This is a genomic window from Fulvivirga lutea, assembly GCF_017068455.1.
Taxonomy (GTDB): domain Bacteria; phylum Bacteroidota; class Bacteroidia; order Cytophagales; family Cyclobacteriaceae; genus Fulvivirga; species Fulvivirga lutea.
On record NZ_CP070608.1, the window covers coordinates 2,388,443 to 2,413,100 of the forward strand.

24 protein-coding genes and 2 tRNA genes are annotated in these 24,658 nt (G+C 37.5%); 16 read left to right on the forward strand and 10 right to left on the reverse strand.

The features are described from left to right. Nucleotides 1-54 precede the first annotated feature (54 nt). A complete protein-coding gene (locus JR347_RS10825) occupies nucleotides 55-561 on the forward strand; it encodes a DUF1579 family protein (protein ID WP_205720623.1) in 507 nt (168 codons plus the stop codon). 55 nt (nucleotides 562-616) lie between these two features. After that, nucleotides 617-1,243, forward strand: coding sequence for a hypothetical protein (locus JR347_RS10830; RefSeq protein ID WP_205720624.1), 627 nt, complete (start codon nucleotides 617-619; stop codon nucleotides 1,241-1,243). A gap of 67 nt (nucleotides 1,244-1,310) precedes the next feature. Here JR347_RS10830 and JR347_RS10835 read toward each other — a convergent pair. The 3 genes from JR347_RS10835 to JR347_RS10845 form a co-directional block, all read right to left on the reverse strand. Beyond that, nucleotides 1,311-1,392 (reverse strand) — tRNA-Leu (locus JR347_RS10835). Nucleotides 1,393-1,486: 94 nt separating this feature from the next. Continuing rightward, on the reverse strand, nucleotides 1,487-1,780 hold the full coding sequence (locus tag JR347_RS10840) for a putative quinol monooxygenase (RefSeq protein WP_205720625.1): 294 nt from the start codon (nucleotides 1,778-1,780) through the stop codon (nucleotides 1,487-1,489). Nucleotides 1,781-1,858: 78 nt separating this feature from the next. Next, nucleotides 1,859-2,629, reverse strand: a complete 771-nt coding sequence (locus JR347_RS10845) for an SAM hydrolase/SAM-dependent halogenase family protein (protein WP_205720626.1) — start codon at nucleotides 2,627-2,629, stop codon at nucleotides 1,859-1,861. Between the two features lie 133 nt (nucleotides 2,630-2,762). Here JR347_RS10845 and JR347_RS10850 point away from each other — a divergent pair, with 133 nt between their 5' ends. From JR347_RS10850 to JR347_RS10870, 5 genes are read left to right on the forward strand one after another with little or no spacing between them, the layout of a single operon-like run. Next, nucleotides 2,763-3,713, forward strand: coding sequence for a PhoH family protein (locus tag JR347_RS10850; RefSeq protein ID WP_205720627.1), 951 nt, complete (start codon nucleotides 2,763-2,765; stop codon nucleotides 3,711-3,713). Beyond that, entirely contained in the window at nucleotides 3,710-4,147 is a 438-nt protein-coding gene (locus JR347_RS10855; RefSeq protein WP_205720628.1) for a GNAT family N-acetyltransferase, read from the forward strand. Before JR347_RS10850 ends, JR347_RS10855 begins: the two co-directional genes overlap by 4 nt. A 1-nt stretch (nucleotide 4,148) precedes the next feature. Next, nucleotides 4,149-6,227: a ComEC/Rec2 family competence protein gene (locus JR347_RS10860; RefSeq protein ID WP_205720629.1), complete on the forward strand. Its 2,079-nt coding sequence runs from the start codon at nucleotides 4,149-4,151 to the stop codon at nucleotides 6,225-6,227. A gap of 3 nt (nucleotides 6,228-6,230) precedes the next feature. Continuing rightward, a complete protein-coding gene (locus JR347_RS10865) occupies nucleotides 6,231-7,004 on the forward strand; it encodes an enoyl-CoA hydratase/isomerase family protein (RefSeq protein WP_205720630.1) in 774 nt (257 codons plus the stop codon). Continuing rightward, complete coding sequence (locus JR347_RS10870) at nucleotides 7,001-7,903, forward strand: histone deacetylase family protein (RefSeq protein ID WP_205720631.1); 903 nt, start codon at nucleotides 7,001-7,003, stop codon at nucleotides 7,901-7,903. Before JR347_RS10865 ends, JR347_RS10870 begins: the two co-directional genes overlap by 4 nt. Here JR347_RS10870 and JR347_RS10875 read toward each other — a convergent pair whose 3' ends face one another. Beyond that, nucleotides 7,904-8,293, reverse strand: coding sequence for an SdpI family protein (locus tag JR347_RS10875; RefSeq protein ID WP_205720632.1), 390 nt, complete (start codon nucleotides 8,291-8,293; stop codon nucleotides 7,904-7,906). A gap of 116 nt (nucleotides 8,294-8,409) precedes the next feature. Between JR347_RS10875 and JR347_RS10880 the strand changes: the two genes are divergently transcribed. The 4 genes from JR347_RS10880 (at nucleotide 8,410) to JR347_RS10895 (ending at nucleotide 12,324) form a co-directional block, all read left to right on the forward strand. After that, nucleotides 8,410-10,317 carry a RecQ family ATP-dependent DNA helicase gene (locus JR347_RS10880; protein WP_205720633.1) on the forward strand — a complete coding sequence of 636 codons (1,908 nt, stop codon included), beginning with the start codon at nucleotides 8,410-8,412 and terminating at the stop codon, nucleotides 10,315-10,317. A 132-nt stretch (nucleotides 10,318-10,449) separates the two neighbouring features. Next, the gene (locus JR347_RS10885; protein ID WP_205720634.1) at nucleotides 10,450-10,719 is read left to right on the forward strand and encodes a hypothetical protein; all 270 of its coding nucleotides are present in this window, start codon (nucleotides 10,450-10,452) and stop codon (nucleotides 10,717-10,719) included. Beyond that, nucleotides 10,716-11,702: a hypothetical protein gene (locus JR347_RS10890; protein ID WP_205720635.1), complete on the forward strand. Its 987-nt coding sequence runs from the start codon at nucleotides 10,716-10,718 to the stop codon at nucleotides 11,700-11,702. Before JR347_RS10885 ends, JR347_RS10890 begins: the two co-directional genes overlap by 4 nt. 7 nt (nucleotides 11,703-11,709) lie before the next feature. Then, nucleotides 11,710-12,324, forward strand: a complete 615-nt coding sequence (locus tag JR347_RS10895; protein ID WP_205720636.1) for a hypothetical protein — start codon at nucleotides 11,710-11,712, stop codon at nucleotides 12,322-12,324. 88 nt (nucleotides 12,325-12,412) lie between these two features. Here JR347_RS10895 and JR347_RS10900 read toward each other — a convergent pair. Next, nucleotides 12,413-12,483 (reverse strand) — tRNA-Cys (locus JR347_RS10900). A gap of 69 nt (nucleotides 12,484-12,552) precedes the next feature. Beyond that, complete coding sequence (locus JR347_RS10905; RefSeq protein ID WP_205720637.1) at nucleotides 12,553-13,167, reverse strand: arylesterase; 615 nt, start codon at nucleotides 13,165-13,167, stop codon at nucleotides 12,553-12,555. Between the two features lie 129 nt (nucleotides 13,168-13,296). Here JR347_RS10905 and JR347_RS10910 point away from each other — a divergent pair, with 129 nt between their 5' ends. The 4 genes from JR347_RS10910 (at nucleotide 13,297) to JR347_RS10925 (ending at nucleotide 21,203) form a co-directional block, all read left to right on the forward strand. After that, nucleotides 13,297-13,986: an ABC transporter ATP-binding protein gene (locus JR347_RS10910; protein ID WP_205720638.1), complete on the forward strand. Its 690-nt coding sequence runs from the start codon at nucleotides 13,297-13,299 to the stop codon at nucleotides 13,984-13,986. Continuing rightward, nucleotides 13,986-16,547, forward strand: a complete 2,562-nt coding sequence (locus tag JR347_RS10915) for an ABC transporter permease (protein ID WP_205720639.1) — start codon at nucleotides 13,986-13,988, stop codon at nucleotides 16,545-16,547. The genes JR347_RS10910 and JR347_RS10915 overlap by 1 nt, the downstream gene beginning before the upstream one ends. A 65-nt stretch (nucleotides 16,548-16,612) precedes the next feature. Then, nucleotides 16,613-19,834, forward strand: a complete 3,222-nt coding sequence (locus JR347_RS10920) for a DUF7948 domain-containing protein (RefSeq protein WP_205720640.1) — start codon at nucleotides 16,613-16,615, stop codon at nucleotides 19,832-19,834. A 4-nt stretch (nucleotides 19,835-19,838) separates the two neighbouring features. Further along, nucleotides 19,839-21,203, forward strand: a complete 1,365-nt coding sequence (locus tag JR347_RS10925; protein WP_205720641.1) for an NAD-dependent succinate-semialdehyde dehydrogenase — start codon at nucleotides 19,839-19,841, stop codon at nucleotides 21,201-21,203. Here the strand turns inward: JR347_RS10925 and JR347_RS10930 are convergent, their stop codons facing one another. The 4 genes from JR347_RS10930 to apaG all read right to left on the reverse strand — a co-directional run bounded on the left by JR347_RS10930 (nucleotide 21,204) and on the right by apaG (nucleotide 23,843). After that, nucleotides 21,204-21,398, reverse strand: coding sequence for a hypothetical protein (locus tag JR347_RS10930; RefSeq protein WP_205720642.1), 195 nt, complete (start codon nucleotides 21,396-21,398; stop codon nucleotides 21,204-21,206). 63 nt (nucleotides 21,399-21,461) lie between these two features. Beyond that, a complete protein-coding gene (locus JR347_RS10935; RefSeq protein ID WP_205720643.1) occupies nucleotides 21,462-22,643 on the reverse strand; it encodes a hypothetical protein in 1,182 nt (393 codons plus the stop codon). A gap of 24 nt (nucleotides 22,644-22,667) precedes the next feature. Next, nucleotides 22,668-23,447 (reverse strand): O-methyltransferase, encoded by a 780-nt coding sequence (locus JR347_RS10940; protein WP_205720644.1) that lies wholly within the window; start codon nucleotides 23,445-23,447, stop codon nucleotides 22,668-22,670. A 9-nt stretch (nucleotides 23,448-23,456) separates the two neighbouring features. Then, nucleotides 23,457-23,843, reverse strand: coding sequence for a Co2+/Mg2+ efflux protein ApaG (apaG, locus tag JR347_RS10945; protein ID WP_205720645.1), 387 nt, complete (start codon nucleotides 23,841-23,843; stop codon nucleotides 23,457-23,459). 82 nt (nucleotides 23,844-23,925) lie between these two features. On the opposite strand from apaG, the gene JR347_RS10950 reads away from it, so the two are divergent. Further along, complete coding sequence (locus JR347_RS10950) at nucleotides 23,926-24,588, forward strand: uracil-DNA glycosylase (protein ID WP_205720646.1); 663 nt, start codon at nucleotides 23,926-23,928, stop codon at nucleotides 24,586-24,588. Nucleotides 24,589-24,658 lie beyond the last annotated feature (70 nt).

Below are 24,658 nucleotides of genomic sequence, written 5' to 3' on the forward strand. Positions count from 1 at the left end.
TTAATTAATTCGAACAGGTTTGAATAATTGACGCTGTATCATTGATTAAAAACGATGAAGCAGCTTGCTATACTATTAATTTTAACACTGAATAAAACTGGAGCTTTTAGTCAGGGTACTTCTGATTTAAACTTTTTATTAGGCGAATGGAAAGTGAAAAGAATCTATTCACCTAATACAGATAAGGTACGTGAATATGCTGGTAAAATGAGTTCAGTCTATTCTCTAGATTCAGCTTTTATAGAATGCAGATTTGAGTTTGAGCGACCCGATAAAAAGAAAGCCATTGACTTGGTGTTCTTCAATTACAACTCACTTTTCAATCAATATGAAAGTATGTGGTTAAGCTCCACCTGGCCGGTGAAAGTTTTGATGGAAGGTAAAATTGAACAAAATGTACTTTCTACAGCTGCACAATTTCCATTAGGAAATGGACAAACGGAATATGTGCGAGATACACTTGAGTTTACGAATAACAAGCTATTGAGAAGAACTTATATTACTACAGACTCAACTCTTAGGAATTGGACTTATCATTTGTTAGAAGTGAGTGAGAAATAAAAAAGCCATTAATGAAATTTTATGAAGCAAAATAAAAATTTACCATTATTGGGTAATGATAGAGGGAAAGACCATTAGTAAGCCATATGACATTAGAATTCATGAAATCCTTGATGAGTCATGGAAGATATTTAAAAGCCAATTTATTCATGGGAGGCATGAAATAAATAAAGAAGCTCCCTTTCAGCATCACTTCGCCCAAATAATAAGGTCAGTTGGTAATTTATATTCTATTGGTGAATCAGACCTATTTAAGGTTGATTTAGAAACAAAATGTGACAATATACGAGGCAAAAGTAAGTATGTAGATATTACATGTGAATTTTACAATCATATAAACTGTGCAATTGAACTGAAGTTTAAGACTGCTCGCCAGAGTGCTCAAGACCATGGTAGAGTTGATGCTTACCTAGATATTGAAGCTGTTGAACAGTTAGTTGAACAGCAATTTGACTTAGGAAAATTCTATATGATTACCGATAGTACTGCATATATAAATCCATCCAAAAAAGGTGTAGGAACTGTATTTACCTTACATAACAAACATGTTACTTCTAGTGACAGATTGGTAGCTAATACCGTAGGGAGGATGGGTATAGAAGTTACTTTGAATGGAGAGTATGTCATGAATTGGGAGCAAATAGATCATTGGTATTTCTTGGATTTGACAATTAATAAGTAATCTCAATTTTTTTGCTACCCATAAAAAGATAAAAGCCTGATAATCAATTGATTATTAGGCTTTTTAGTACCCAGGGCCGGAGTCGAACCGGCACGTCCGAAGACATTGGTGTTTGAGACCAACGCGTCTACCAATTCCGCCACCTGGGCTTGAGCGCCACCTGCCTGCCAGCCGAAGCTTGCGAAGGATGGGGCATTTGAAATTGGGATGCAAATATGACTAATCATCCCATATAATACAATATCAAACTTCAATATATTTCTTAGAGGAAAAGGCCATTGGTTTATCCGAAAATAACGCTTTTGTCTTCGCCCAAACACCTTCGAATAACTCTGAATGACGGTATGCGTCTAAGGCGGTTTCATCATCCCAAATACTATAGGTGCTAAAAATGTTTGGTTGATTGTAATCCTTTAATAATTCAAGATGCTGGCATCCTGGAAAATTTCGAATTCTATCTTTGCTTTCATTAAATACGGCAAGAAAGTCATCCACATTCTTCTGTTCGAAAGTCATTCGTACTACTCTTATTAACATATAATTCCTTTAAAGTTCAAAGTTTAAAGAATACGCTATTATTAACTTTGAACATAGAACATTTAACTTAAAACATTCTTACTCGTCAAAATTAACCATTACCGGGCTATCATAATTTAAACCAAGTAGCTCCGATGCATTCCCTTGATTGATTCCCACCTCTAATAAACCTGAATCATTAAATACAACATATATATCACCGGCATCTACACTGAAGATGTTTTCGTGTATTCTGCGGCTATTTTCCCTGCCGAACTTAATATTAAACGTTTTTTGTTTGCTGAGAATGTCAAAGGTTTGTTTGTCGATGTTGGTAATTAAATTACCATAATGATCTACCCGTATTACATGCCCTGAAATTAAACTCTTATTTGCCTTTAAGTGCCGGCCTAGCATCTTCTTGAAATGCTCGATAGGCTTGCCCAATGATTCCAGCTTTTCTCCGCCCGCTAGTTTTGCTGCAGCTTCGGCAAAATAGGTTTTGGAAGGAAATGTTGTTGCATGGTTTTCAGAACTGATTTCTACCTGAGCCGTAGCTTCCTGGTCGCTGATTAGTCCGAGAAGACCGTTATCAGTACAAACAAAAAAGTGGCCTTCTAATTCTACAGCAATGTATTTGTCGCCTTGCTGGCCTACTGAATTGATTGCCACCAAATGAACGGTACCTTTTGGGAAATCGCGAAAAACAGATTTTAATACATGGGCACCGTGTGCAATATCGCAGGGTGTAATTTGATGACTGATATCTACAATTCCCTGATTAGGATTCTTAGTCAGTATTTTGGCTTTAACTGCTGCTACATAATGGTCACTTTCACCGAAGTCAGATAAAAATGTGATGATGGCCATATAAATTTTTGGAGATTTGGGCTTTGTACTTAATTTATTCCCGTTTGTTCAGCAGTGGTTATTCCACTATTTTTGTTGAACAAAATTAGATAAATTTTGACCATTAAAAATTCCATATAAAATAATTTAGTCTTTGGTAGAAAAAGTCATCACATTAGAGAATGTATCGCTGCTGGATTTTCTGGGAGTAGAAAATAAAAACATTAAAGAAGTAGCCTCTGCATTTCCAAAAAGCAAGATCGTTTCACGAGGGAATGAGATTCGCATAAAAGGCACATCCACTGAAATTATTAAAATCAATGAGATTCTTCACTCTCTTATTGAGCATTACCATAAGTATGGGAAAGTTACAGAAGAGAATGTACAAAACTATCTGGCGCAGGAAGTAGAAGAACGCCTCACTGACGAGGAAGAAGTATTAATTTATGGAACCAGAGGCTCTGCTATTAAGCCAAAGACCATCAATCAGCAAAAGCTGGTTTATGCTGTAAAAGAAAATGATCTTGTTTTTGCACTAGGGCCTGCCGGTACAGGTAAAACCTATATTTCTGTAGCCTTGGCCGTTAAAGCGCTCAAGAATAAAGAAGTGAAGAAAATTATTATTACCCGACCTGCTGTGGAGGCAGGGGAGACTTTAGGTTTTCTTCCTGGTGATTTAAAAGAAAAGCTTGACCCGTATTTACGCCCTATTTATGATGCATTGCATGACATGGTGCCGTCTGAGAAGTTACGCTACTATATGGAAAACAATGTGATTGAGATAGCACCATTAGCCTATATGCGTGGTAGAACATTGAATAATGCCTTTATCCTTCTGGATGAGGCTCAGAACACAACGCCTATGCAGATAAAGATGTTCTTAACGCGTATGGGGCCTGATTCTAAAGTGATAGTTACGGGTGACTCCTCGCAAATCGACTTGCCAAAGAAACAGAAGTCAGGTTTAATAGAGTCGATACGAATTCTGAGAGACATAAAAGGAATTGGATTTATTGAGTTGTCGGGCAAAGATGTGGTAAGACATAAGCTGGTAAAAGAGATTATCTCAGCCTATGACGATCATGAAAAAATTGAGAATCAATGACCCTTATCATCAAGGAAATATCCTCCGATGAGGAATTAAAGAAGGCATTTGAAATTAGAAAAATTGTATTTGTAGAAGGCCAAAATGTTCCTTTTGAAGAGGAGCTTGACAAATACGAAAATGAATCCCATCACTTATTAGCAGTTTATAATAATGAACCTGCTGGTACTTGCCGATGGAGGTTTACCAACGAAGGAATAAAGCTGGAGCGTTTTGCTGTTCTTGAGAAATTCAGAGGCAACAAAATTGGCAGCGCCTTGGTTGAAACCACTTTACAAAATATCAAAACACACCCCAAATTCTCTGGTCAAATGCTGTATCTGAATTCACAGATTGATGCCGTGCCACTCTATAAGAAATTTGGTTTTAAAACAATAGGCGAGGAGTTTCTGGAGTGCGATATCCGTCATCTTAAAATGATTAAATACTTGTAAAATGTATAAATGGCTGCCTTTTGCACTTGTGAGGGTAACCTTCTTCTACATTATTGGAATTCTGCTAGGGGTATATGTGGGTGAATTTATATCAATAGACCAAGCCTTTTATCTAACACTTTTTCTCTCCTTTTTATCATTTATAAGTTTCATTGTATTAAGAAAAGAAAGGTTTGTTCGCTATAACCTCATTTTCTCCGTTCTCACATTCATTACAATAACTTCCTTTGGTTTCTACAATCTGAAGCTCAATGACGATTCACTAAAGACCAATCACCTCTCCAAGTTTAATAACATTTCGGCTTTTACTGCCATGGTTGATGACATCGGGTATGAAACAGACAAAACGTACCGATACCTTTTAAAAGCATATTCAGTGAATGACGACCACTGGCAAGATGCAACAGGAAATCTGTATCTCTATTTAAGCAAGGATTCTGAGACTCAATTAAGCTATGGTGATGTTATTTTAATAAAAGGAAAACCCAATGATCTTTCCGGACCGATGAACCCGGGCGAGTTTGATTACAAGCAATTTCTCTCATTTAAAAACATCGATTTTCAGTATTATTCTACAGGCGACAATTTGGAAATTGTTGGTTCGGGTTATGGTAATCAAATGCTCTCAAAGGTGTATGAAATGAGAAATTATGTGGTGGAGGTACTTACCAACGCCATTGATACTGAACGTGAACTTAACATAGCCAAGGCATTGATCATTGGTGTAAAGGATGGCCTGACCGATGACATTAAGCAAGCATATTCTGCATCTGGCGCCATGCATGTACTAGCCGTTTCCGGCCTCCATGTAGGAATTATTTATGCCATTGTACTACTTGTTTTTGGTAGACTGCAATCCTCAAATTATGGTAGGTGGCACCTTGCTTTTATTACCGTTTTTCTGCTTTGGATTTATGCAGCGGTCACGGGCTTTTCGCCATCTGTTTTGAGAGCAGTGACTATGTTTACCTTCGTGGCTATTTCCAAAGCATCGCTTAGGACCACAAACATCTATAATACACTTGCGGCCTCCGCATTTGTCCTGTTGTTGTTTAATCCATACCTGATTATGTCGGTTGGGTTTCAGTTATCATACCTGGCTGTAGTTGGTATCGTATACATACAACCTAAAATCTATCATTTATGGATTCCAAAAGCTTATATTGCTGACAAAGTATGGCAGATAACGAGCGTTTCAATTGCTGCACAGCTAGCCACATTTTCATTGGGGTTATTGTATTTCCATCAGTTTCCAACATTTTTTCTGCTTTCAAATTTAGTGGTAATACCGGGAGCGTTTCTGGTTCTGTTGGGTGGTATTTTCACCATTGTTACCAGTTTTTACGCACCATTATCAGCGTTTATCGGGGGCTTACTCAAGTGGTTAATTTTTGGAATAAATGAAGTTGTTTTCTGGATTGAGAAATTGCCCCACAGTATAGTAGAAGATATTTATATTAACACCTTAGAAACTTGGCTGATAATAGGTGTCATGTTTTGTCTTCTGATGGCTGCTCAGAGAAGATCAGCACAACTTGTATATGTATCGCTTGCACTCGCATTTTGTTTTTCGGTATCCAAATGGTCGCATATTTATACCAATGCCCAACAAGATAGTCTTACAATATACAGAGTGAATAATCATCTCTCAATCGAGTTTATCTCAAAGGGTAAATCAGAAGTATATACGGATTCATTGCTTTTTAATGATCAGGATAAAATGCGTTTTCATATTGAACCTAACCAATTACGATCTGGAGTTTTTAGGTCAGTACTCAATACCAGAAAATCGGATACACCATTTGAATGGCTGGTTTGGAAAGATAAAAAGGTGTTAATACTCAATGATCGTATTGATCTTGAGTCGATGGAAGTTTTTGGGTATTGTAATTTATTGATATTGTCGGATAACTTTTCTGGTGATTTGGCACTATTGGAAGGAATTATAAACTTTGACTTATTGATTTTAGATGGCTCTCTTAAATATTACCGAGCCGATGCGCTGCTTGAAAAAGCGAAAGAATTGAACTATCCCGTATACTCTGTTTTTCATGATGGAGCGTACCAACAAATAATTTAGCTTATGGAATTTGTACAATACGAAGTAGAAAATAGAATTGCATATATCACACTCAATCGCCCTGATAAGCGTAATGCCCTCAACTATCAGGTTGTTGCTGAACTAAAAGAGGCATTTAGTCAGGCTTCAATGGATGAAGAAGCAAAGGTGGTGGTTTTAAAAGCAAATGGAGCTGCATTTTGTGCCGGGGCTGATTTGGCTTACTTGCAGCAACTTCAGAAAAATACATATGAGGAGAACTTAGAAGACAGCTCTCATTTAAAAGAGTTGTTCTATCAAATCTACACCTTGAATAAGGTTGTAATTGCACAGATAGAAGGCCATGCCATTGCAGGTGGTTGTGGTTTAGCCACAGTCTGCGACTTCTCCTTTACTTTACCAGAGGCCAAGTTTGGATATACAGAAGTTCGTATAGGTTTTATTCCGGCCATTGTTAAAGTATTCTTACTACGTAAAATTGGCGAAATCAGATCAAAACAACTGTTGCTTACTGGTGAATTGATAGACGCTCAAAAAGCTGTAGAACTTGGCCTAATTAACGAAATTTCAGATGCCGAAAATATTAAGAGTAGAGTTAATGAATTCGCTCAAATGCTAATTGAGAATAATAGTGGTCAATCAATGGCATTTACTAAACAGATGATTGCCGAGGTACAAAGCAAGACCTTGGAAGAAGGCCTACAATATGCCGCTGAAATGAATGCCAAAGCCAGAGCCAGTGAGGACTGTCAAAAAGGGATTGCAGCATTTCTTAACAAAGAGCAAGTGAGCTGGTGATCAGACTAGCATTTTCTGATAAGTATATTTATGAACTTCCTGAGGGACACCGATTTCCTATTGATAAGTATGAAACGGTTAAAGAACAGTTGGTGTATGAAGGAACTATCAAAGAGAGTCAGGTTGTAGACCCAGGGTTAGTTGATGAGAAATGGATACTTCAGGTTCACACTGAAAAATATTGGAAAAGTCTGGCTACACTTACTATCTCAGAAAAGGAGCGAAAGAAGATAGGACTGCCTGTTACTGAGTTATCTGTAAAACGAGCTAGAAACAGTGTAGCAGGCACTCTTTTTGCCATTAATGAAGCCCTAGAACATGGGCTTGGCATAAACTTATCTGGCGGAACCCATCATGCATATGAAAGTCATGGAGAAGGCTTTTGTGTTTTGAATGACCTGGCCATTGGCAGTAAATATCTTTTAAATCAAAATCTGGCAACTAAAGTTTTAATTGTTGATTTAGATGTACACCAGGGAAATGGTACTGCTCATATTTTTAGAAATGATGAAAGCGTTTTTACTTTTTCCATGCATGGAAAAGGCAATTACCCTTTAAAAAAGGAGCAATCTGATCTGGATATTGAAATGCCGCACAATGTGACAGATGATGAGTACTTAGCTAAACTTCAAACAGTGCTTCCATATTTAATAGAGAAAGTAAGCCCTGACTTTATTTTATATCAGTCCGGAGTGGATGTAATGGAAGGTGATAGACTTGGCAAAATGGCGCTTACCAAAGAAGGGGTAAAACTGAGGGATTCATTTGTTTTAAATTGTGCCAAACGAAACGGTATACCAGTAGCAGTTACTATGGGAGGTGGTTATTCTGCCAAATTCACCAATTTGGTAGAGGCGCATTGCAATACTGTGCGAATAGGCCTCAATTTGTATCAGTAACTATTTCTTTCTCAATTCCCCTTTCCAATTGAACTTGATCAACGTTATAATTTCGATCGATAAAACCATCAGCAAAAAGAGTATCGCATAGTATTTCACAGTTAGCTTATAGGCAGTACAAAAGTTATTATAAACTATGAAAAGGATATTATTTGCAATGAATGCTGAAATATTAAGATAAAGCCAGCTTGCAAAGAAATGGCGATTTGCAAATTGCCATGTTTTCTCACTTCTAAAAGCCATGATTGAACGAAAGCCAACTAGAGCATTTCGTTCATCTGCCCAGCCTTTTTTTTGTATTAAAATGATTAACATGGTAAAAAATAAAGCCGTTAGGCTAATTGTAATCCAAATGAATATATGTGTTTCCTCTGTTGTTTCTGGATGCATTGAATATTAGTTGAAGAATAAAATCAATAAACAAAACAAATTTAATTTTATCAATTCTTTTGAACATCCAACTTGAAACATATCACTATATTTTAAGTATTCTTAATTTAGATTAAGTGTCAGAAATACACTCCATATTAAAAAAGTATTGGGGCTACGATACCTTCCGTCCTCTACAGGAGGATATTATCCAAGCTGCACTGGATGGTAATGATGTGCTGGCTTTATTACCTACCGGTGGAGGTAAATCAATATGTTTTCAAGTGCCTGCGTTGGTGAAAGAGGGTATATGTATTGTAGTTACGCCCCTTATTGCGCTAATGCAGGATCAGGTAGATCAATTGAAAAAGCGTGGCATTAAAGCCATTGCTATTAACTCGTCATTAAGCAAACGAGAGATTGATTTAAATCTTGATAATTGCATTTATGGTGATGTTAAATTTTTATATGTTTCACCGGAGCGGTTGAGCACCGATTTATTTATCGAACGTGCTCAAAAAATGAATATTAATCTTTTGGCTATAGATGAAGCGCATTGTATTTCACAATGGGGCTATGATTTCAGGCCATCCTATTTGCAGATAGCGGAGTTTAGAAAATTGTTACCAGAAGTTTCCATACTGGCATTAACGGCCACTGCTACACCAGAAGTAAGAGCAGACATTGCCGAGAAACTTGAATTTAAAAATAAAGGGAATGTATTTGAAAAGAGCTTTGCAAGGGCGAACCTGAGTTACTCCGTAAGAGTTGTAGATGACAAAGAAAGAAAGCTTATTTCAGCATTGAAAAGTGTGAAAGGCTCAGCAATAGTATATGTAAATACCAGAAAAGCAGCAAAAGAAACGGCCACTTTACTTTACAAAAACGGCATCTCGGCAGACTTCTATCATGCAGGATTAAGGCATGATGAACGAGCACTGAAGCAGAAAAACTGGGTGCAAAATAAAGCACGAGTAATGGTAGCTACCAATGCATTTGGTATGGGTATAGACAAGCCCGATGTGCGATTTGTGATCCACATGAATCTTCCAATGGATTTGGAATCATACTATCAGGAAGCTGGTAGAGCGGGTCGTGATGAGAAAAAGGCTTTTGCACTTATCATACTCAATAAGGCAGATGTACTGGAAATTAAAGAAAGGGTACGACTTCAACATCCTGATGTTGATCTGTTAAAACGTGTTTATCAATCACTGGCCAATTATTACAAGTTAGCCGTTGGCAGTGGTGGTGATATAAATTATAATTTTGATTTGCATCAATTTTCTGAGAGTTATAAACTAAATCATCTTGAAGTATATAACGCCTTAAAAAAGCTGGAGGATGAAGAACTTTTGCAATTTAATGAGGGCTTTTATGCCCCATCGCGGTTAAGTTTTGTAGTTGATAACAAAGCACTTTATGAGTTTCAAATTGCCAATGCTAAATACGATCCGCTTATAAAGGCCATTCTTAGAATATATGGTGGTGAGTTATTTTCCAACTATTTGAAAATTTCTGAATTACAGATTGCTAAATTCCTCCAAACGGATGAGCCAACAATTTCTTCGTCATTGCTAAAGTTGAATGAGCTGGGCATTGTTTCCTATGAAAAGCAGAAGGACAGTCCGCAAGTTGTGTTTGTGTGTCAGCGCTATTCTGTAGAAAATCTGCCTATTAATAAAAGCAGGTTAAAGCAGCGTTCTGAATTAGCGCATTCAAAAATGGATGCAATGATTAATTATGCTCTGGATGATAAAAGATGCCGAACAGCCCAGCTACTAGATTATTTTGGCGAGAAAAATTATGACGAGTGTGGCGTATGTGATATATGTATTTCAAAGAAAAAGAAAGATCATGATGAAGAAATGCATCATTACCATCATCAAATAGTATCAGTTATGGAAGATAAGTCCTGGGCAATAGATGAATTAGTTGAACAACTCAACCCGAAAGATAAAGAAGAGTTTTTAGAGACAGTGCGGCAGATGGTTGATACAGGGGAGTTGGAGTATGATGAGCATTGGTTGTTGAGGAAAGTTTAACCTCAATACTAGCGCAAGTCTGTGACTTGTGCTTAAAAAATGAAAACGAGAGTCTGTCACTTGGCAAAATGAAAAAGAAACGAAAAAATGAGCGCAAACAAAAAATGCGGGTTGCAAACCCCTGATCATAAGATGACTCAAGTTGTAAACTTGTGTCAGTTAAGGGATTTATTTAATGCGAATAGTTTGGATGAAATACAATGGAGAACGGAAGGGACTGAGTTTACTAAGGAAAAATTAGTACAATGGATGACGGAGAATAAATCTAGTATTGAAAATTTGGGATATGATAAAATAAAGAGCTTTTACCCAAATGATGAATTTATGAATTCTACGAATTATGTAGATAGATTCAATAATAAATTTAATTCTGAAGCTAATTATAATTCAGTATTTAAATGATGCAAAAAACCAATGAAATATCTGGTGTTTGGAGGTTTATTAGTCAATTATCAGGGTCTAGTTTTAGCTTTCTGAATTCACATAAATTATTAAGTATTTATGAAGGAGGGATAAAAGAAGAATTGTTGAAAAACAGGGTAGAAATTGCAGAAGCGTGGAGGGATGGTTATTTAATCAATGAAACTCAATTTTACTCAGAAGGCAAAATAGAGCCAGTTTTTGAAGAAAATACCTTAATGGTACTTATAATAGATTATGAGGAATTATTGGTGAAATCCATTGATTATGAGAAAGAAGAAATCAAGTATGGTGTATTTAATTTTTCTTTAAAAGATATTAAATGGCTTGCTGATTTTGGGGGCGCTCAGCCACGGGTGCTATCAAAGCAAAGAAATCTAATTTCGACAAATGATAACGAAATAAAGTCTTATTCTTTAGATAAAGGTAATCTTTGGCAACAAACATTTACAGATCTTACGAGTGCTGAAAAAGCGAACTTGCATAGTCGGGTTTTAAGTAGTGATGACAAATTATTTTTTGGAATTGATGGCAATGAGAACAGGGGGATTTTTGTATTGGATATTCTGACAGGAACCGTCTTAAAAAAGTTTGATACAGAGAGCTATGAGATTTTTAAAAATGGTGATTATATCTATACAACAAAATTTCAGAATGTACTTTGTAGGATCAATACCAAAACTCTAGAGCTTGAGCAATGGGATTGTCATAAAATAGTTTCAGAAAATGGATTTCATAGTATTCATGACCATCGCTGTGATGTGATAAATGGTAGGTTCTACTTTACCCAATCAATTGGTGATATCAAAGCAAAATTGGGTGTGTTAGATTGGGATAAAAAGGAACTGGTTTATAAGTATGATTTTGAACCGAAAAATGGAGCAATAGGAAGTATTCAAGTGAGTGAAACGAGAATGTTCGTACACACTCAAGATAATATTTTACATATTTTCTCTTCCATCTAAATTAGATATGACCAAATCAATAAATATTATATTACGACTATCTATAGGTATAATGGCCATATTTCTTACTTATAAGATGGGTACTATTTTATTTAATGCGAGCACCGAAAATTTCAAGAAAATAAATGTATCAGGGATCGAAATTACCAGCATTAATCAAGGGCATGTTTATCTATTAGATATTTATGCAAATAATAAACATTATGTGAAGAGTTTTACCAGTATAAATACGTTAGCAGACATTCTAAATGAAATTTTAATCAATCCACTTCCTGCTGACTGGACTTCGTCACTACCACTTTCACTAAGTCAGTCAAGTGTTACCAATCAAATTGAGATAGAGGCCCCTAAGAATACAATTGAAAAGTTAAGAGTGAATGGAAAGCTTATCATGGGTTCGCAGGAAGATTCGGCAAACTTTAGCAAGATTTTGGGCTTGTTCTTTCTTGCAGGAAGTTTATTCCTCTTTATCACATGGTTACTATGGGTTATTAGTTTGATCAAACACCTAAATAAACATCATACCATCCAAAATTATCCTTTGAATAACACTGTAGCCGATGCTATAAATGGATGGAAATATATTTTAAGTGGATTTAAGAAGCCTGGTAAAAACCTGTAGTTCTAAAATATCACAACACTTTGAAAAAGTCTTAGCAAGCTTAACCAACTAAAAACAAAAAAACCTCACTGAATTAGTGAGGTTTTAGAGGCGCTGAGCGGATTCGAACCGCTGTAGAAGGTTTTGCAGACCTCTGCCTAGCCACTCGGCCACAGCGCCATTATTTAAATGAAGTCGCAAACTTATGCATTCTTTGCATTTACATCAATACTTTATTCTCTTTTATAATTAAAGAATTGGCCTTATCGCATTCAAAACGGTCTCTGCTACAATTTTATGACCATCAACATTCGGGTGAATTCCATCAGCCAGGTTCAGGTGTTCATTACCGGCAACACCATCTAGCAAAAAGGGTATTAATATTGCATCGTTTTTCTGTGCAAGTTGAGGGAAGATGCTTCTAAACTCATTGGAATACTCTTCACCCAGGTTGGGCGGCACCATCATACCTGCAATTACAAGCTGAACATCTGGGTTTTTGGCCTTTACTTTATCAATAATTGCCTGTAGATTCTTCTTCGTTTGATCTAATGGCAGACCACGCAGTCCATCATTCGCACCAAGTTCCAGAACAAAAATGTCTACAGGCTTTTTTAAAATCCAATCCAACCGATTAAGTCCACCAGCAGTTGTTTCTCCACTTAATCCTGCATTTATAATTTCATATTCTTTTGAGCCATCATTTAATTTTTCCTCGATTAATGCGGGGAAGGCTTGCTCTTTAGACAAACCATAACCTGCAGTTAAGCTATCTCCATAAAAAAGAATTGTTTTTTTCTCATTTAATGGATTTGCAAAAGCACAAAGTAAAGTGCTTAGGAGAATGAAATAATATTTTGCCATGCCTCTAACGGTACAATTAAGATGCCTAAAATTAAAAAATCTGTTAATACGTAAACAAAATTAGCTAACCACGTAAAAAGATAGATATTAGTAAACTAAACGCATTCGATTAATTCGTGTTATACAAATATGGCAGATATTCTATCAGTTGAAAATTTAACTAAAACGTTCAAGTCAGGAAACAGGGAGCTCACTGTGCTGGATAATGTATCATTTGATATTGAGGAAGGTTCTACAGCCACCATTGTGGGTCCATCGGGGAGTGGTAAAACTACCTTGCTAGGGTTATGTGCCGGACTGGATGTGGCAACGAGCGGAACAGTTTCATTAAATGGTATTAAACTAAATGCACTGGATGAGGATGACAGAGCCTTTACAAGGAATCAGTATATAGGATTTGTATTTCAGAATTTTCAGTTGCTGCCAACACTTACAGCCTTAGAGAATGTAACGGTTCCATTGGAATTGAGAGGAGAAAAAGGGTATAGAGAAAAGGCCATAGATTTACTAACACGTGTGGGTTTGGGAGATAGGACCGATCATTATCCTTCTCAACTATCTGGCGGTGAGCAACAGCGTGTAGCCATTGCGAGAGCATTTATTACAGATCCAAAAATTCTGTTTGCTGATGAACCTACGGGCAATTTAGATGAAGAAACTGCGGCACAAGTAGAAGCATTACTATTTGATTTGAATAAGCAGCAAGGCACCACTTTGGTGATGGTAACTCACAACCTTGAATTGGCATCAAAAACTGAGCGAATACTCAAAATAAAAGGCGGAAAACTCGTTGATGATCAAAAATCTGTTGTTGCCTGATGGAATATAAAATCAAGATTAACAGAGATAAGAAAAACTTATTTAACGACCCATGGGTGTGGCGCATGGCTTATCGCGATGCTCGAAATAACCCCATGAGACTATTACTCTTTATTAGTTCGGTGATTATTGGTATTGCTGCATTAGTTTCTATCAACTCCTTCAACATCAACCTTCAAAGAAGTATCGATAGCCAGGCCAGAGAGCTAGTAGGTGCTGATTTTGTATTAAATGGAAATAAGCTCTTTGAAGAAGAGATACTTAATACCTTCGATACTTTGCCGGTACAGGTTGCGGGTGAGTCTAGCCTTGCTTCTATGGTTCAGTTCATGACCAGTACCTCCGGTGTTCGGCTTGTACGGGTAGTAGCGCTAGATGGTGATTTTCCTTTTTATGGTGAACTGGAAACACTGCCCAATAATGCTTACGAGTTGATGAAATCTGGCCAATATGCTATGATGGATGCTAACCTCATGGCTCAATACGATGTATCTGGTGATGACTCGATAAAAGTTGGTAAGCTCACTTTTAAAGTGGCAGGTGAGGTGTCTAAAATACCTGGAGGAGGCGGCATTTCTTCTACATTCACACCTTCGGTATATATAAATTCAAAGTATTTAGATTCTACCGGTTTAGTGCAATATGGCAGCCGGGTTAATTACAAAATATATTTCAAAGTTAATGACCCTGCCCAGATAGAAAGTGCCGTAGCGAGCTTGGAGCCGTTGGCAAAAAAGTATGGGCATTGGGTGGAGACGGTCGAGGGAAGAAAAGATAATTTAGGAGATGGATTTAAAAACCTTTACAGATTCTTTAACCTACTAGCATTTGTTGCCCTAATTCTAGGCTGTATAGGTGTTGCTAGCTCTGTTCATATTTATGTGAAGGAAAAGAAAGAGTCAGTGGCTGTTTTAAGGTGCATTGGTGCTTCTGGCTGGCAGTCATTTAATATATTCTTTGTTCAGGCAGTAGTAACAGGCTTTATCGGCAGTTTTCTTGGGGTGGTGTTAGGGGTTGCCATTCAGTATGTGTTGCCATCGTTATTGCAAGAGTTTATTCCGCTCGATTTAGATATGCAATTGGCTTGGCCGGCTATTGGCGAGGGTCTTTTGTTAGGTCTAATAATAGGAATTCTGTTTTCGGCCTTGCCGTTATTGGCCATTCGATTCATTCCACCTCTCGCAGTATTGAGGTCTGGCTTTGAGCCCTTAAAAAACTTTTCAAAATCACGTGTATTTGTAACGGTTCTAATTATACTCTTCCCATTGCTATTTGCAGCTTACCAGTCGGATAGCCTTGAAGTAGGCCTGTTTTTCTTTCTGGGTATTTTAGTGGCATTTGCAGCATTGTCTGGTGTTGGCTGGTCGATTATGTATTTGGTAAAACGATTTTTCCCGTCCAATTGGGGGTTTGTCTGGAAGCAGAGCTTGGCCAATTTATACAGACCGAATAATCAGACTTTGGTGCTAGTAGTGGTCATTGGGTTAGGAGCTTTTTTAATATCTACTTTAAATATTGCGCAAAGCAGTTTACTCAATCAGGTAGAGTTTGTGGGTGATAAAAACCAATCGAACACCATACTTTTTGATATTCAACCTTCTCAGAAAGAGGGAGTTATCAAACTCACAAAAGAAAACAACTTAGAGCCTAAACAAGTGGTTCCTATTGTCACGTGTCGCATCAGTACAATTAATGGGAAAACCATTTCCGATATTCAGAATGATACGACAGATGCCATACCAAACTGGGCGATTACACGTGAGTATAGAGTTACGTATCGAGATTCAATACATACCTCAGAAGAATTGGTTGAAGGAAAGCTACAGCATATTTCCAATGATTCCATTTATGTCACCATCTCCAAAGGTATGCATGAAAATCTGGAGGTTGGAGTAGGAGATACCATCGTTTTTGATGTTCAGGGAATTCCGATTACGACTTATATCAGTGGTATTAGAGATGTGGATTGGCCAGTAGACCCTCCAAACTTCATTTTTGTTTTTCCGAATGGAGTACTGGAAGAAGCACCGCAGATTTTTGTTCTTACTACCAGAATAGATGCGCAGAGTGTAGCCAGCCAATATCAGCGGCAGCTAGTAGCGTTATTTCCAAATGTATCATTGATTGATTTAAGTTTAATACTTTCAACCATCAACGAGTTTTTTGATAAGGTTTCATTTGTTATTCGTTTTATGGCATTGTTTAGTGTGCTTACCGGACTGGTAGTATTGGCCGGAGCCGTAACTAACAGCAGGTATTTAAGACTACGTGAGAACGTGTTACTTAGAACCATTGGTGCTGTCAGCAAACAAATTGTGCGAATGACCATCTTAGAATATATATACCTGGGCTTTTTCGCAGGACTTACAGGCCTAACACTCTCTTTGCTATCCGGATTTTTGCTGGCAACATTTTTCTTTGAAGTAATCTTCCTGCCTGACTATCTGAGTCTTATCTATATTTGGTTAGCAATTATTGGCCTTACAGTTATTGTAGGCTGGTTAAATACCCGAAGTATAATCAACAGATCGCCTTTGGAAGTACTGAGAAAAGAGGTCTGACTTATGTATCTTTAATATTTCTATGGTTGAATTAGTCGGAATAAAACCATGTAAATGCTAATTCTATGCTATCTTTTAAAGGTTGCACACTTATTTTTTTATTATCGATCTCAGTTTTAGCACATGCTCAAATTAAGCTGATTGAGAACAAAGGCCAGTACCCTGAACAGTTTGAGTTTGTTGGAAATATACCTGGTGGTCGGGTTTTCTTCTCAAAATCTGGATTAATGTATGAGTTTACAGATTTTGACTATCACAAACATCACACTAATGATGCGATTGAACAGTCATTGGATGAATCAGGGTCCAACATGGTCAATGGACATGCTTATAATTGGAGCTTCATCAATGCGAATCCTTATACAACGGTAACTGGTTATCAACCCGAACCTACACTTCATTCATATTTTTTTGGAGATAAATCGAACTGGGTGAGTGGAGCAAGAGAGTTCAATGAAATAGTCTTTCAAGATATTTATGCAGAAATTGATTATCGATATGCAAAAACCGAGGGTACCATTCGCTATGATTTTATTGTGCATCCTAATGGAACACCAGAAGATATTCGAATAGCGTTGGGTGGCTTGAGTGAATCGTTTATTGATGGATCGGGTAATTTGAACCTAATCACTTCAGTTAGTAAGGTAGTTGAAACAAAGCCGTACACCTATCAAATAATAGATGGGCAAAAAGTAGAAGTACGCAGCCTTTTTCATTTGGAGAATAATATTCTCTCTTTTGATTTAATTGATAAATATGATCCATGCTATGATTTAATTATTGATCCAACACTTATTTTCTCTACTTATTCAGGATCGACTGCAGATAACTGGGGAAATACAGCCACTTTTGATAGTAATAGTAATTTGTATTCTGGAGGTATCACAAATCATTATAGCGGAGGAAATTTTCCAGCTTCTTCAGGTGCTTATCAAATTAGTAGCGCTGGTTTTTGGGACGTAGCAATCATTAAATATGATTCATTAGGTCAAAATGCGTTGTATGCCACCTATTTAGGAGGCGAACATTCAGAAGTGCCTCAAAGTATGGTAGTAAACGGTAATAATGAATTGTTGATCATGGGTGTTACAAGTTCAACATCATTCCCTACGAATAACGCCTTTAGCTCTACTTTTAATGGAGGTGAAAAATCACTTGCGTTTGGGTCAGAAGGTGATAACCTATTTTTTGAAAACGGCACTGATATTTTTATTTCAAAATTAAGTGCAGACGGCCAAAATCTACTGTCTTCCACCTTTATTGGGGGAAGTGATAATGATGGATTAATGTCAGTTGGTGATCCGCTTACTGCAAATTATGGAGATCAATCAAGAGGTGATATCTTCATACGTTCAAATGGTAATGTATTAGTTGCTTCAAAGACCTTATCTTCAGATTTTCCAGTCCTGAACGCTCTGCAACCATTTAACGCAAGTGACACTACAGATGCTGTATTGTTTGAATTATCCCCAGATCTCAACACACTCAACTTTTCATCGTATTTCGGAGGTACGGATATGGATGCTGCTTATACAGTTAAGGAAAGCAGTACAGGTAAAATAATATTTGGAGGCGGCACTCAATCATCAAACATTGCGAATAACCATACTAATTTCTCATCCACCAGTTTTGGTAATATCGATGGTTGGCTGGCCATTATTGATGGGACTACTTATGCCTTGGACACTGGTTTTTACATAGGTACCGGACAGTACGATCAACTCTATTTTGTTGATTTAGATATTGATGATAATATTTACACATATGGGCAATCTGCCGGCTCGTTTCCAGTGGTGGGAGGCGTATTTACTTCCGGAGGTGGCCAGTTTATTCAGAAATGGAATAGCGATTTAACGACTTTAATAGCTTCGACCAAATTTGGAGCCCCAGGGGATGCGCCTGACATTTCGCCTACAGCATTTTTAGTTAATGATTGCGACAATATCTATATCAGCGGTTGGGGTGGTGGTACAAATGGGACACCATACATCGGTGGAGGCACTACAAATATGCCCATCACCAATGATGCATTTCAGTCAGTAACAAGTGGCTCCGACTTTTATTTAATGACCATTTCTTCTGATCTCAGCAGCTTATTATATGCCACTTATCTGGGAGGTAATCAATCTAATACACATGTTGATGGTGGAACGAGTCGTTTTGATAAAAGAGGATTTGTATACCATGCCGTTTGTGCTGGGTGTGGTGGCGTTTCTGATTTTCCAACTACCGAAGGCGCTTGGTCTAACACTAACAACAGTCCAAATTGCAATAACGCTGCCTTTAAGTTTGATTTAGCCACGCTAAGGGCTCGTATTCGAACTAACAGTATTACATTAGATAAACCGGGTATTGAAAATATCTGCTTTCCTGATGAAATAGCTTTTCAGAATTTAAGTATAGGAGGTGTAGATTACGAATGGGATTTAGGTGATGGCACTTTTATTAATACTTCTGATACAGCCACATTTTTTCACCAATATAAGCGTGCAGGTTTCTATCGCGTAACGTTAAAGGCGATCGACCCTACAACCTGCATTGGCGAGGATATTACTTCTGTTAATGTTAGAGTAAATACACCAGCTTTTACTGTAATTGATAACCAGGCCATTTGTGAAGGAAGCTCTATAGAACTCAACGCTAATGGCGGTGTCAACTATTTCTGGATAAGTAGAGATGCTACTTTTCAATCTGAAGAAAAAAGTCCAGAGGTAAGCCCGGAAGCAACTACAGTATACAATGTAACCATCACGGATGATCTAGGCTGTAATGCCACCGATACAGTTCGGGTAGAAGTTGTGCCAAGCGTTGACGTAGACTTTGACTATCAAAAGGAAACAGATTGCTTTAGCAGGTCAGTACTTGGTTTAAAGAATACAAGTGAGATGAATGAAGGAGATGTATATCAATGGTCTTTAGGCGATGGTAACACCTCTGATTTGGAAGAGTTTCTTTATAACTATCAAGAGGATGGAACTTATGAAGTGAAGCTTATTGGAAGAAAAGAGTTCTGTGTATATGAAAAAAGTGAGCTCATCGACATCAGTACGATAAAAGTGCCAAATGTATTTACTCCTAATGATGATGGAGATAATGATGTGTTTGAAATTGTTTCTGGCACTCAGGTAGATCTCAAAGTTTATAACCGATGGGGCAGGTTAGTGTATGAGAATGAAGATTATCAGGATACTTGGGATGGAGCTACTGAACCTGCCGGCCTATACTATTTCGAAGCCATAATTACAGATGAAACTACTTGCAAAGGTTGGGTGCATTTATTAAAATGATACTATGAGCGTCAAATCAATCAATCCCGCAACAGATCAAGTCATAAAGGAATATAAGGAACATACTTCCAAAGAGGTAAAGGAATATATTTCCAAGAGCCATTTGGCTTATGAAAGCTGGCGCAAGGTTTCGTATTCTGAGCGTGCCCTATGCTTAGTAAAAGCTGCAGAAATTTTAAGAAAGCGTAAGTCAGATTATGCCCAATTAATGGCATCTGAAATGGGAAAGGTGCTCAAGGATGGCGAAAGTGAAATTGAAAAGTGTGCCTGGGTTTGTGAATATTATGCAGAACAAGGGGAGGAAATGCTTTCGGATCTTCATGTTGAATCAGACGCTACCGAGAGCCTAGTATCATATCAACCATTGGGGGTTGTTTTGGCAGTAATGCCTTGGAATTTTCCGTTTTGGCAGGTATTTAGATTTCTGGCTCCGGCTTTAATGGCGGGCAACGGAGCGGTATTAAAACATGCTTCAAATGTAACTGGCTGTGCCTTGGCTATAGAAGATGTAATAACTGATGCTGGTTTCCCTAAAGACTTATTTAAAACTCTCATCATCAATTCAGATCAGGTTGAATCCATCATAAGCAATGAACATGTTCAGGCAGTTACTTTAACAGGTAGCACACCTGCGGGTAAATCGGTAGCATCTATAGCAGGTAAGCATATTAAGAAATCGGTGTTAGAATTAGGTGGCAGCGATCCTTATATAGTGCTCGAAGATGCGGACATTGAACTAGCGGCTAAGACATGCGTAACCAGTAGATTGATAAATAATGGCCAAAGCTGCATTGCAGCCAAGCGGTTCATAGTAGTGAGTAGCATCAAAGAGGAGTTCGAAAAACAGGTAGTTTCTAATATGAAACAATACACTTTTGGCGATCCATTTAATGATGTAGATCTGGGAACAATGGCGAGAAAAGATTTGCGGGATGAACTACATGACCAGGTAGTTAAAAGTATTGAAATGGGAGCCACTTTATTAATGGGTGGGGAGCTAAAAGATGGTAAAGGAGCATATTATGCACCAACAGTATTAACAGATGTGAAATGGGGTTCACCTGCATATCACGAAGAGCTTTTCGGGCCAGTGGCCAGTATTATTGAAGCCAGTAGCGAAAAAGAGGCCATTAGTATTGCCAATGATAGTTTCTTTGGACTTGGCGCAGCTGTTTTTACAAAAAATGTTGAGAGAGGGAAAAAAATTGCCAGAGAAGAAATTCAATCGGGCAGTTGCTTTGTCAACGATTTTGTAAAATCTGACCCTCGACTACCATTTGGAGGTATAAAAGGCAGTGGGTTTGGCAGGGAGTTAGGCCCTTTCGGAATTAAGGAATTCGTAAATATTAAAACGGTTTACATTAAGTAGTTAGGCGTTATCTAACATCACCTTGACCGTGCGTAATTTTTCAATGACCTCATCAGGGTAATCGCTCCTGTATTTTTTTGTGTAATTAATGGCCTTTTCCACTTCTCCTGCGCTGTAAGGTATGGAGTTTACTTTACCTTCGTAATAGTCTTCTATCCAATTAATAACCTTCACATTTTTATTTACAAAGAACATGTCTTTTTTAAGATGAAACTTATCTCAAAAATTAGATCAGTACAATACCCATTATTAGGTATTTTACATCATATCAATGTGTTTTTTGAATAAAATGGCGGCTGAATCCAGCAAGTGCAATCGGTATTGCAGAACTTCGGTGTGTTCTTCTCCAATTAATTCATAGACTTCTGCAGGATACCTTTGCGTGAAAGTTGAATGAACTAATGAATCACTCAATGTCTCTTTGATCAACTGTGATGAAGTTAAAAAGTAGTCTTGCGGCAAATTCTTTAAGAATACAGAATCCAAGTCATTCGTTTTCTTAGCTATGCTAAAAATGCTTTCTCCTTTTCTAAATGATTTAAACTTGTTGGTAACTGAAACTACCAATTTATTCACCAATCCATCATCAAATCGGCAGAAAGCCATGTCTCTGTCAATGGGAAAAGGCTTAATAGATTGAGTTATGGAATCGTGCTCTAAAACCCATTTCCATTGCCCACCATGTCTGTCCCAATCGCTAATTAATAGGTCGAATAATCTGCACTTTAAAAAAGCCAGAGTATCAAATGCATAGTTATTTTCTCTGCTGCTGAGCAACTCAAAGAGCTCTTCCGTGTTTAATATATCCTTTGGGTTATTAAACCTGGGTTTGTTTTTCCATTTTGATCCTGGTTCTTCTTCAAAAACAACAGCTTTTCCGGCAAGAAAATGATTGATGCTATCATGAAATTGAATGTTGTAAGGAACATACGCCACTTTTGGTGATGTATGATAAATTCCTAAAGCTTCAGAAAACCCTGCTACTACCTCTGAACCAAAAGGATTTAACGCTGAAGTTTGATCACGTAATAATAGTCTTAATGCAGAAGGGTAGAGCCATTGGGGCAATACTTTAGCCTGATCTTTATCCAATGTGCGCAGGGTGAAACTTCGTTTGTCACTATCGCGAACCTCAATGCTGGTTGTTTGCATGCCGCCACCCACTTTATGAAATTGAAAGGTATCTAATTCATGAAGAACTGGCAGTAACACTTGGGTGCTCCATACTTCCCTATAATGACTTCCAAACAAAGTATTGACTAACCAACCTCTATCATAAAAATCACTCGCATTGATTTTAGTATATGACGTAGTGTCCTGTAAGTTTAATTCTTGTGCCTCTTCTAAATGGTGTGTGGAGGAGAAATGCTGCCTTTCTCTAAAATTGATAATATTGGGCAATCCATAAAACAAAAACAGCATCACACCCACTATCCACAATATTTTCTTTTTTGTGCCGATGCTCTAAAAAGTTAAAATGTGATTTTGTTTTCTTATTTCAGGATCAACGAATATCAACCCAAACTGGAATAAATCAATGCTAAGCGTTACCTCGAAATCGTCTTTTATATCCTTCCAGGCCTTTTCCATTTCAGCATTTCTGTGAATGTCATCAAATACCAAACACGCCTTATCCTTACATTTCTTTCGAATTAGCTTAAAATAGTTCATCGTAGCCTCATAGGTGTGGTTGGCATCAAAATAAACCATATCAATACCTGAGGCCTGCTGTAAATATTTGGGAAGGGTATCATTAATATCTCCTTCAATAGTAGATACATTATTTCGCTTATTACCTTCAAATACAGCCTGAGCAATAGCTACCAGAGACGGATTACCTTCAAAGGTTGTTACTTTTCTAGATGCTTCGCAGCTTAGGTAGAGTGTGTTAATGCCTAAAGAAGTGCCTAGCTCCACAATGTTTTTTGCTTCCAAATAATCTGCTAGCCGATCTAAAAAATGGCAGTATTTTCTTTTAGTGATTCCCTGCGAAGCTATGGTTGATATTTTATTCGAACCTTTAAGTGTTGACTTAGAACCTAGATCTGTCAGTTCAATTTCTTTGTCACTATTCAAAAATTGGGTTCGCACTTGTTCGATTTTTTCATAGCAGCTTTTCGCTAATGGCTTTTTCTTAATTACCTTTTGATATAAATCATAGACAAATGGGCTATGCAATGAGTGCTCATTTTCCTCGTTAAGCCAATAGGAGATTAGACTTTTGAATTGGTGTAGGAAAGACAATTTCAGAAATTAATTCAGTTTAAAAGGAGCCACCATAGTAAATTGAGGTATTGCAACACTAAAGCGGTTGCCATCAACAAGTTTTTCCATAAGAAATTCCCCTTTCATTTTACCGATGCCCGATTTAAGGTTACAACCCGAAACATATTGATGATATTGACCGGGCTCTAAAATAGGCTGCTGACCAACTACTCCTTCACCTTCCACTTCGCGCATAGTGAGGGCTGCATCGTAGATTTCCCATTTTCTTCGAAGCAATTGTAGTGTGCTATCACTTTGGTTTTCAATTGTTACACGATAGGTGAAAACATAATGGTACTGGCTCGGGCTTGAGTAAGCCGGCTGATATTCAGTTTCTACACTGACTTTTACGCCTGCAGTAATTTCAGTAACCATTTTCTTTATTAACAATTGTAAAACACCTCAATTTATCGATTAGTTTTAAATTTAATTCTAAAATATTGGAATAGTAAAGAATATGGAAGTAAAAATTGAGAGCTCTTGGAAAGAAAAGTTGAATAATGAATTTGAAAAAGAGTATTTCAAAAGTCTTGCACAGTTCGTTAAATCCGAATATCAGAACCATACAGTGTATCCACCCGGTAAGCTTATTTTCAACGCTTTTGATCATTGCAGCTTTGATAATACCCGAGTAGTAATAATTGGACAAGACCCTTACCATGGCCCGGGACAGGCCAATGGCTTATGTTTTTCAGTGGCCGATGGTATACGGAAACCACCTTCTTTGCTTAATATTTTTAAAGAGCTAAAATCAGACTTGGGCATTGATATCAGGGAATCAGGGAATCTGGAACGATGGGCCGAGCAAGGAGTGCTGTTACTCAATGCAACACTGACCGTGCGTGCAAATACAGCTGGTTCTCATCAAAAGAAGGGCTGGGAAGAGTTTACTGATGCAGTTATAAGAACTGTTTCGGAGGAAAAAGAAAATGTTGTTTTCATTCTATGGGGTGCTTATGCCCAAAAGAAAGGAGAAATCATCGATGCCAGTAAGCACTTTGTTATCAAATCGGCTCATCCATCACCATTTGCAGCGGACAGAGGCTTTTTTGGAAGCAGACCATTTAGCCGAGCGAATGAGTATTTGAAGGATAATGGGAAGGAACTGGTGAGGTGGTAGATTATTGTTCAAAGTTCTATGTTCGATGTTTATTGCTTAAAAATAGGCACATTAAACTTCGAACATAAAA

Bases quoted from the DNA above. Each gene is read 5' to 3' on its own strand.
- JR347_RS10825 (WP_205720623.1), top strand. From the start codon at position 55: ATGAAGCAGCTTGCTATACTATTAATTTTAACACTGAATAAAACTGGA.
- JR347_RS10830 (WP_205720624.1), top strand. From the start codon at position 617: ATGATAGAGGGAAAGACCATTAGTAAGCCATATGACATTAGAATTCAT.
- JR347_RS10840 (WP_205720625.1), bottom strand. From the start codon at position 1,780: ATGTTAATAAGAGTAGTACGAATGACTTTCGAACAGAAGAATGTGGAT.
- JR347_RS10845 (WP_205720626.1), bottom strand. From the start codon at position 2,629: ATGGCCATCATCACATTTTTATCTGACTTCGGTGAAAGTGACCATTAT.
- JR347_RS10855 (WP_205720628.1), top strand. From the start codon at position 3,710: ATGACCCTTATCATCAAGGAAATATCCTCCGATGAGGAATTAAAGAAG.
- JR347_RS10860 (WP_205720629.1), top strand. From the start codon at position 4,149: ATGTATAAATGGCTGCCTTTTGCACTTGTGAGGGTAACCTTCTTCTAC.
- JR347_RS10865 (WP_205720630.1), top strand. From the start codon at position 6,231: ATGGAATTTGTACAATACGAAGTAGAAAATAGAATTGCATATATCACA.
- JR347_RS10875 (WP_205720632.1), bottom strand. From the start codon at position 8,293: ATGCATCCAGAAACAACAGAGGAAACACATATATTCATTTGGATTACA.
- JR347_RS10885 (WP_205720634.1), top strand. From the start codon at position 10,450: ATGACTCAAGTTGTAAACTTGTGTCAGTTAAGGGATTTATTTAATGCG.
- JR347_RS10890 (WP_205720635.1), top strand. From the start codon at position 10,716: ATGATGCAAAAAACCAATGAAATATCTGGTGTTTGGAGGTTTATTAGT.
- JR347_RS10895 (WP_205720636.1), top strand. From the start codon at position 11,710: ATGACCAAATCAATAAATATTATATTACGACTATCTATAGGTATAATG.
- JR347_RS10905 (WP_205720637.1), bottom strand. From the start codon at position 13,167: ATGGCAAAATATTATTTCATTCTCCTAAGCACTTTACTTTGTGCTTTT.
- JR347_RS10910 (WP_205720638.1), top strand. From the start codon at position 13,297: ATGGCAGATATTCTATCAGTTGAAAATTTAACTAAAACGTTCAAGTCA.
- JR347_RS10915 (WP_205720639.1), top strand. From the start codon at position 13,986: ATGGAATATAAAATCAAGATTAACAGAGATAAGAAAAACTTATTTAAC.
- JR347_RS10920 (WP_205720640.1), top strand. From the start codon at position 16,613: ATGCTATCTTTTAAAGGTTGCACACTTATTTTTTTATTATCGATCTCA.
- JR347_RS10925 (WP_205720641.1), top strand. From the start codon at position 19,839: ATGAGCGTCAAATCAATCAATCCCGCAACAGATCAAGTCATAAAGGAA.
- JR347_RS10930 (WP_205720642.1), bottom strand. From the start codon at position 21,398: ATGTTCTTTGTAAATAAAAATGTGAAGGTTATTAATTGGATAGAAGAC.
- apaG (WP_205720645.1), bottom strand. From the start codon at position 23,843: ATGGTTACTGAAATTACTGCAGGCGTAAAAGTCAGTGTAGAAACTGAA.
- JR347_RS10950 (WP_205720646.1), top strand. From the start codon at position 23,926: ATGGAAGTAAAAATTGAGAGCTCTTGGAAAGAAAAGTTGAATAATGAA.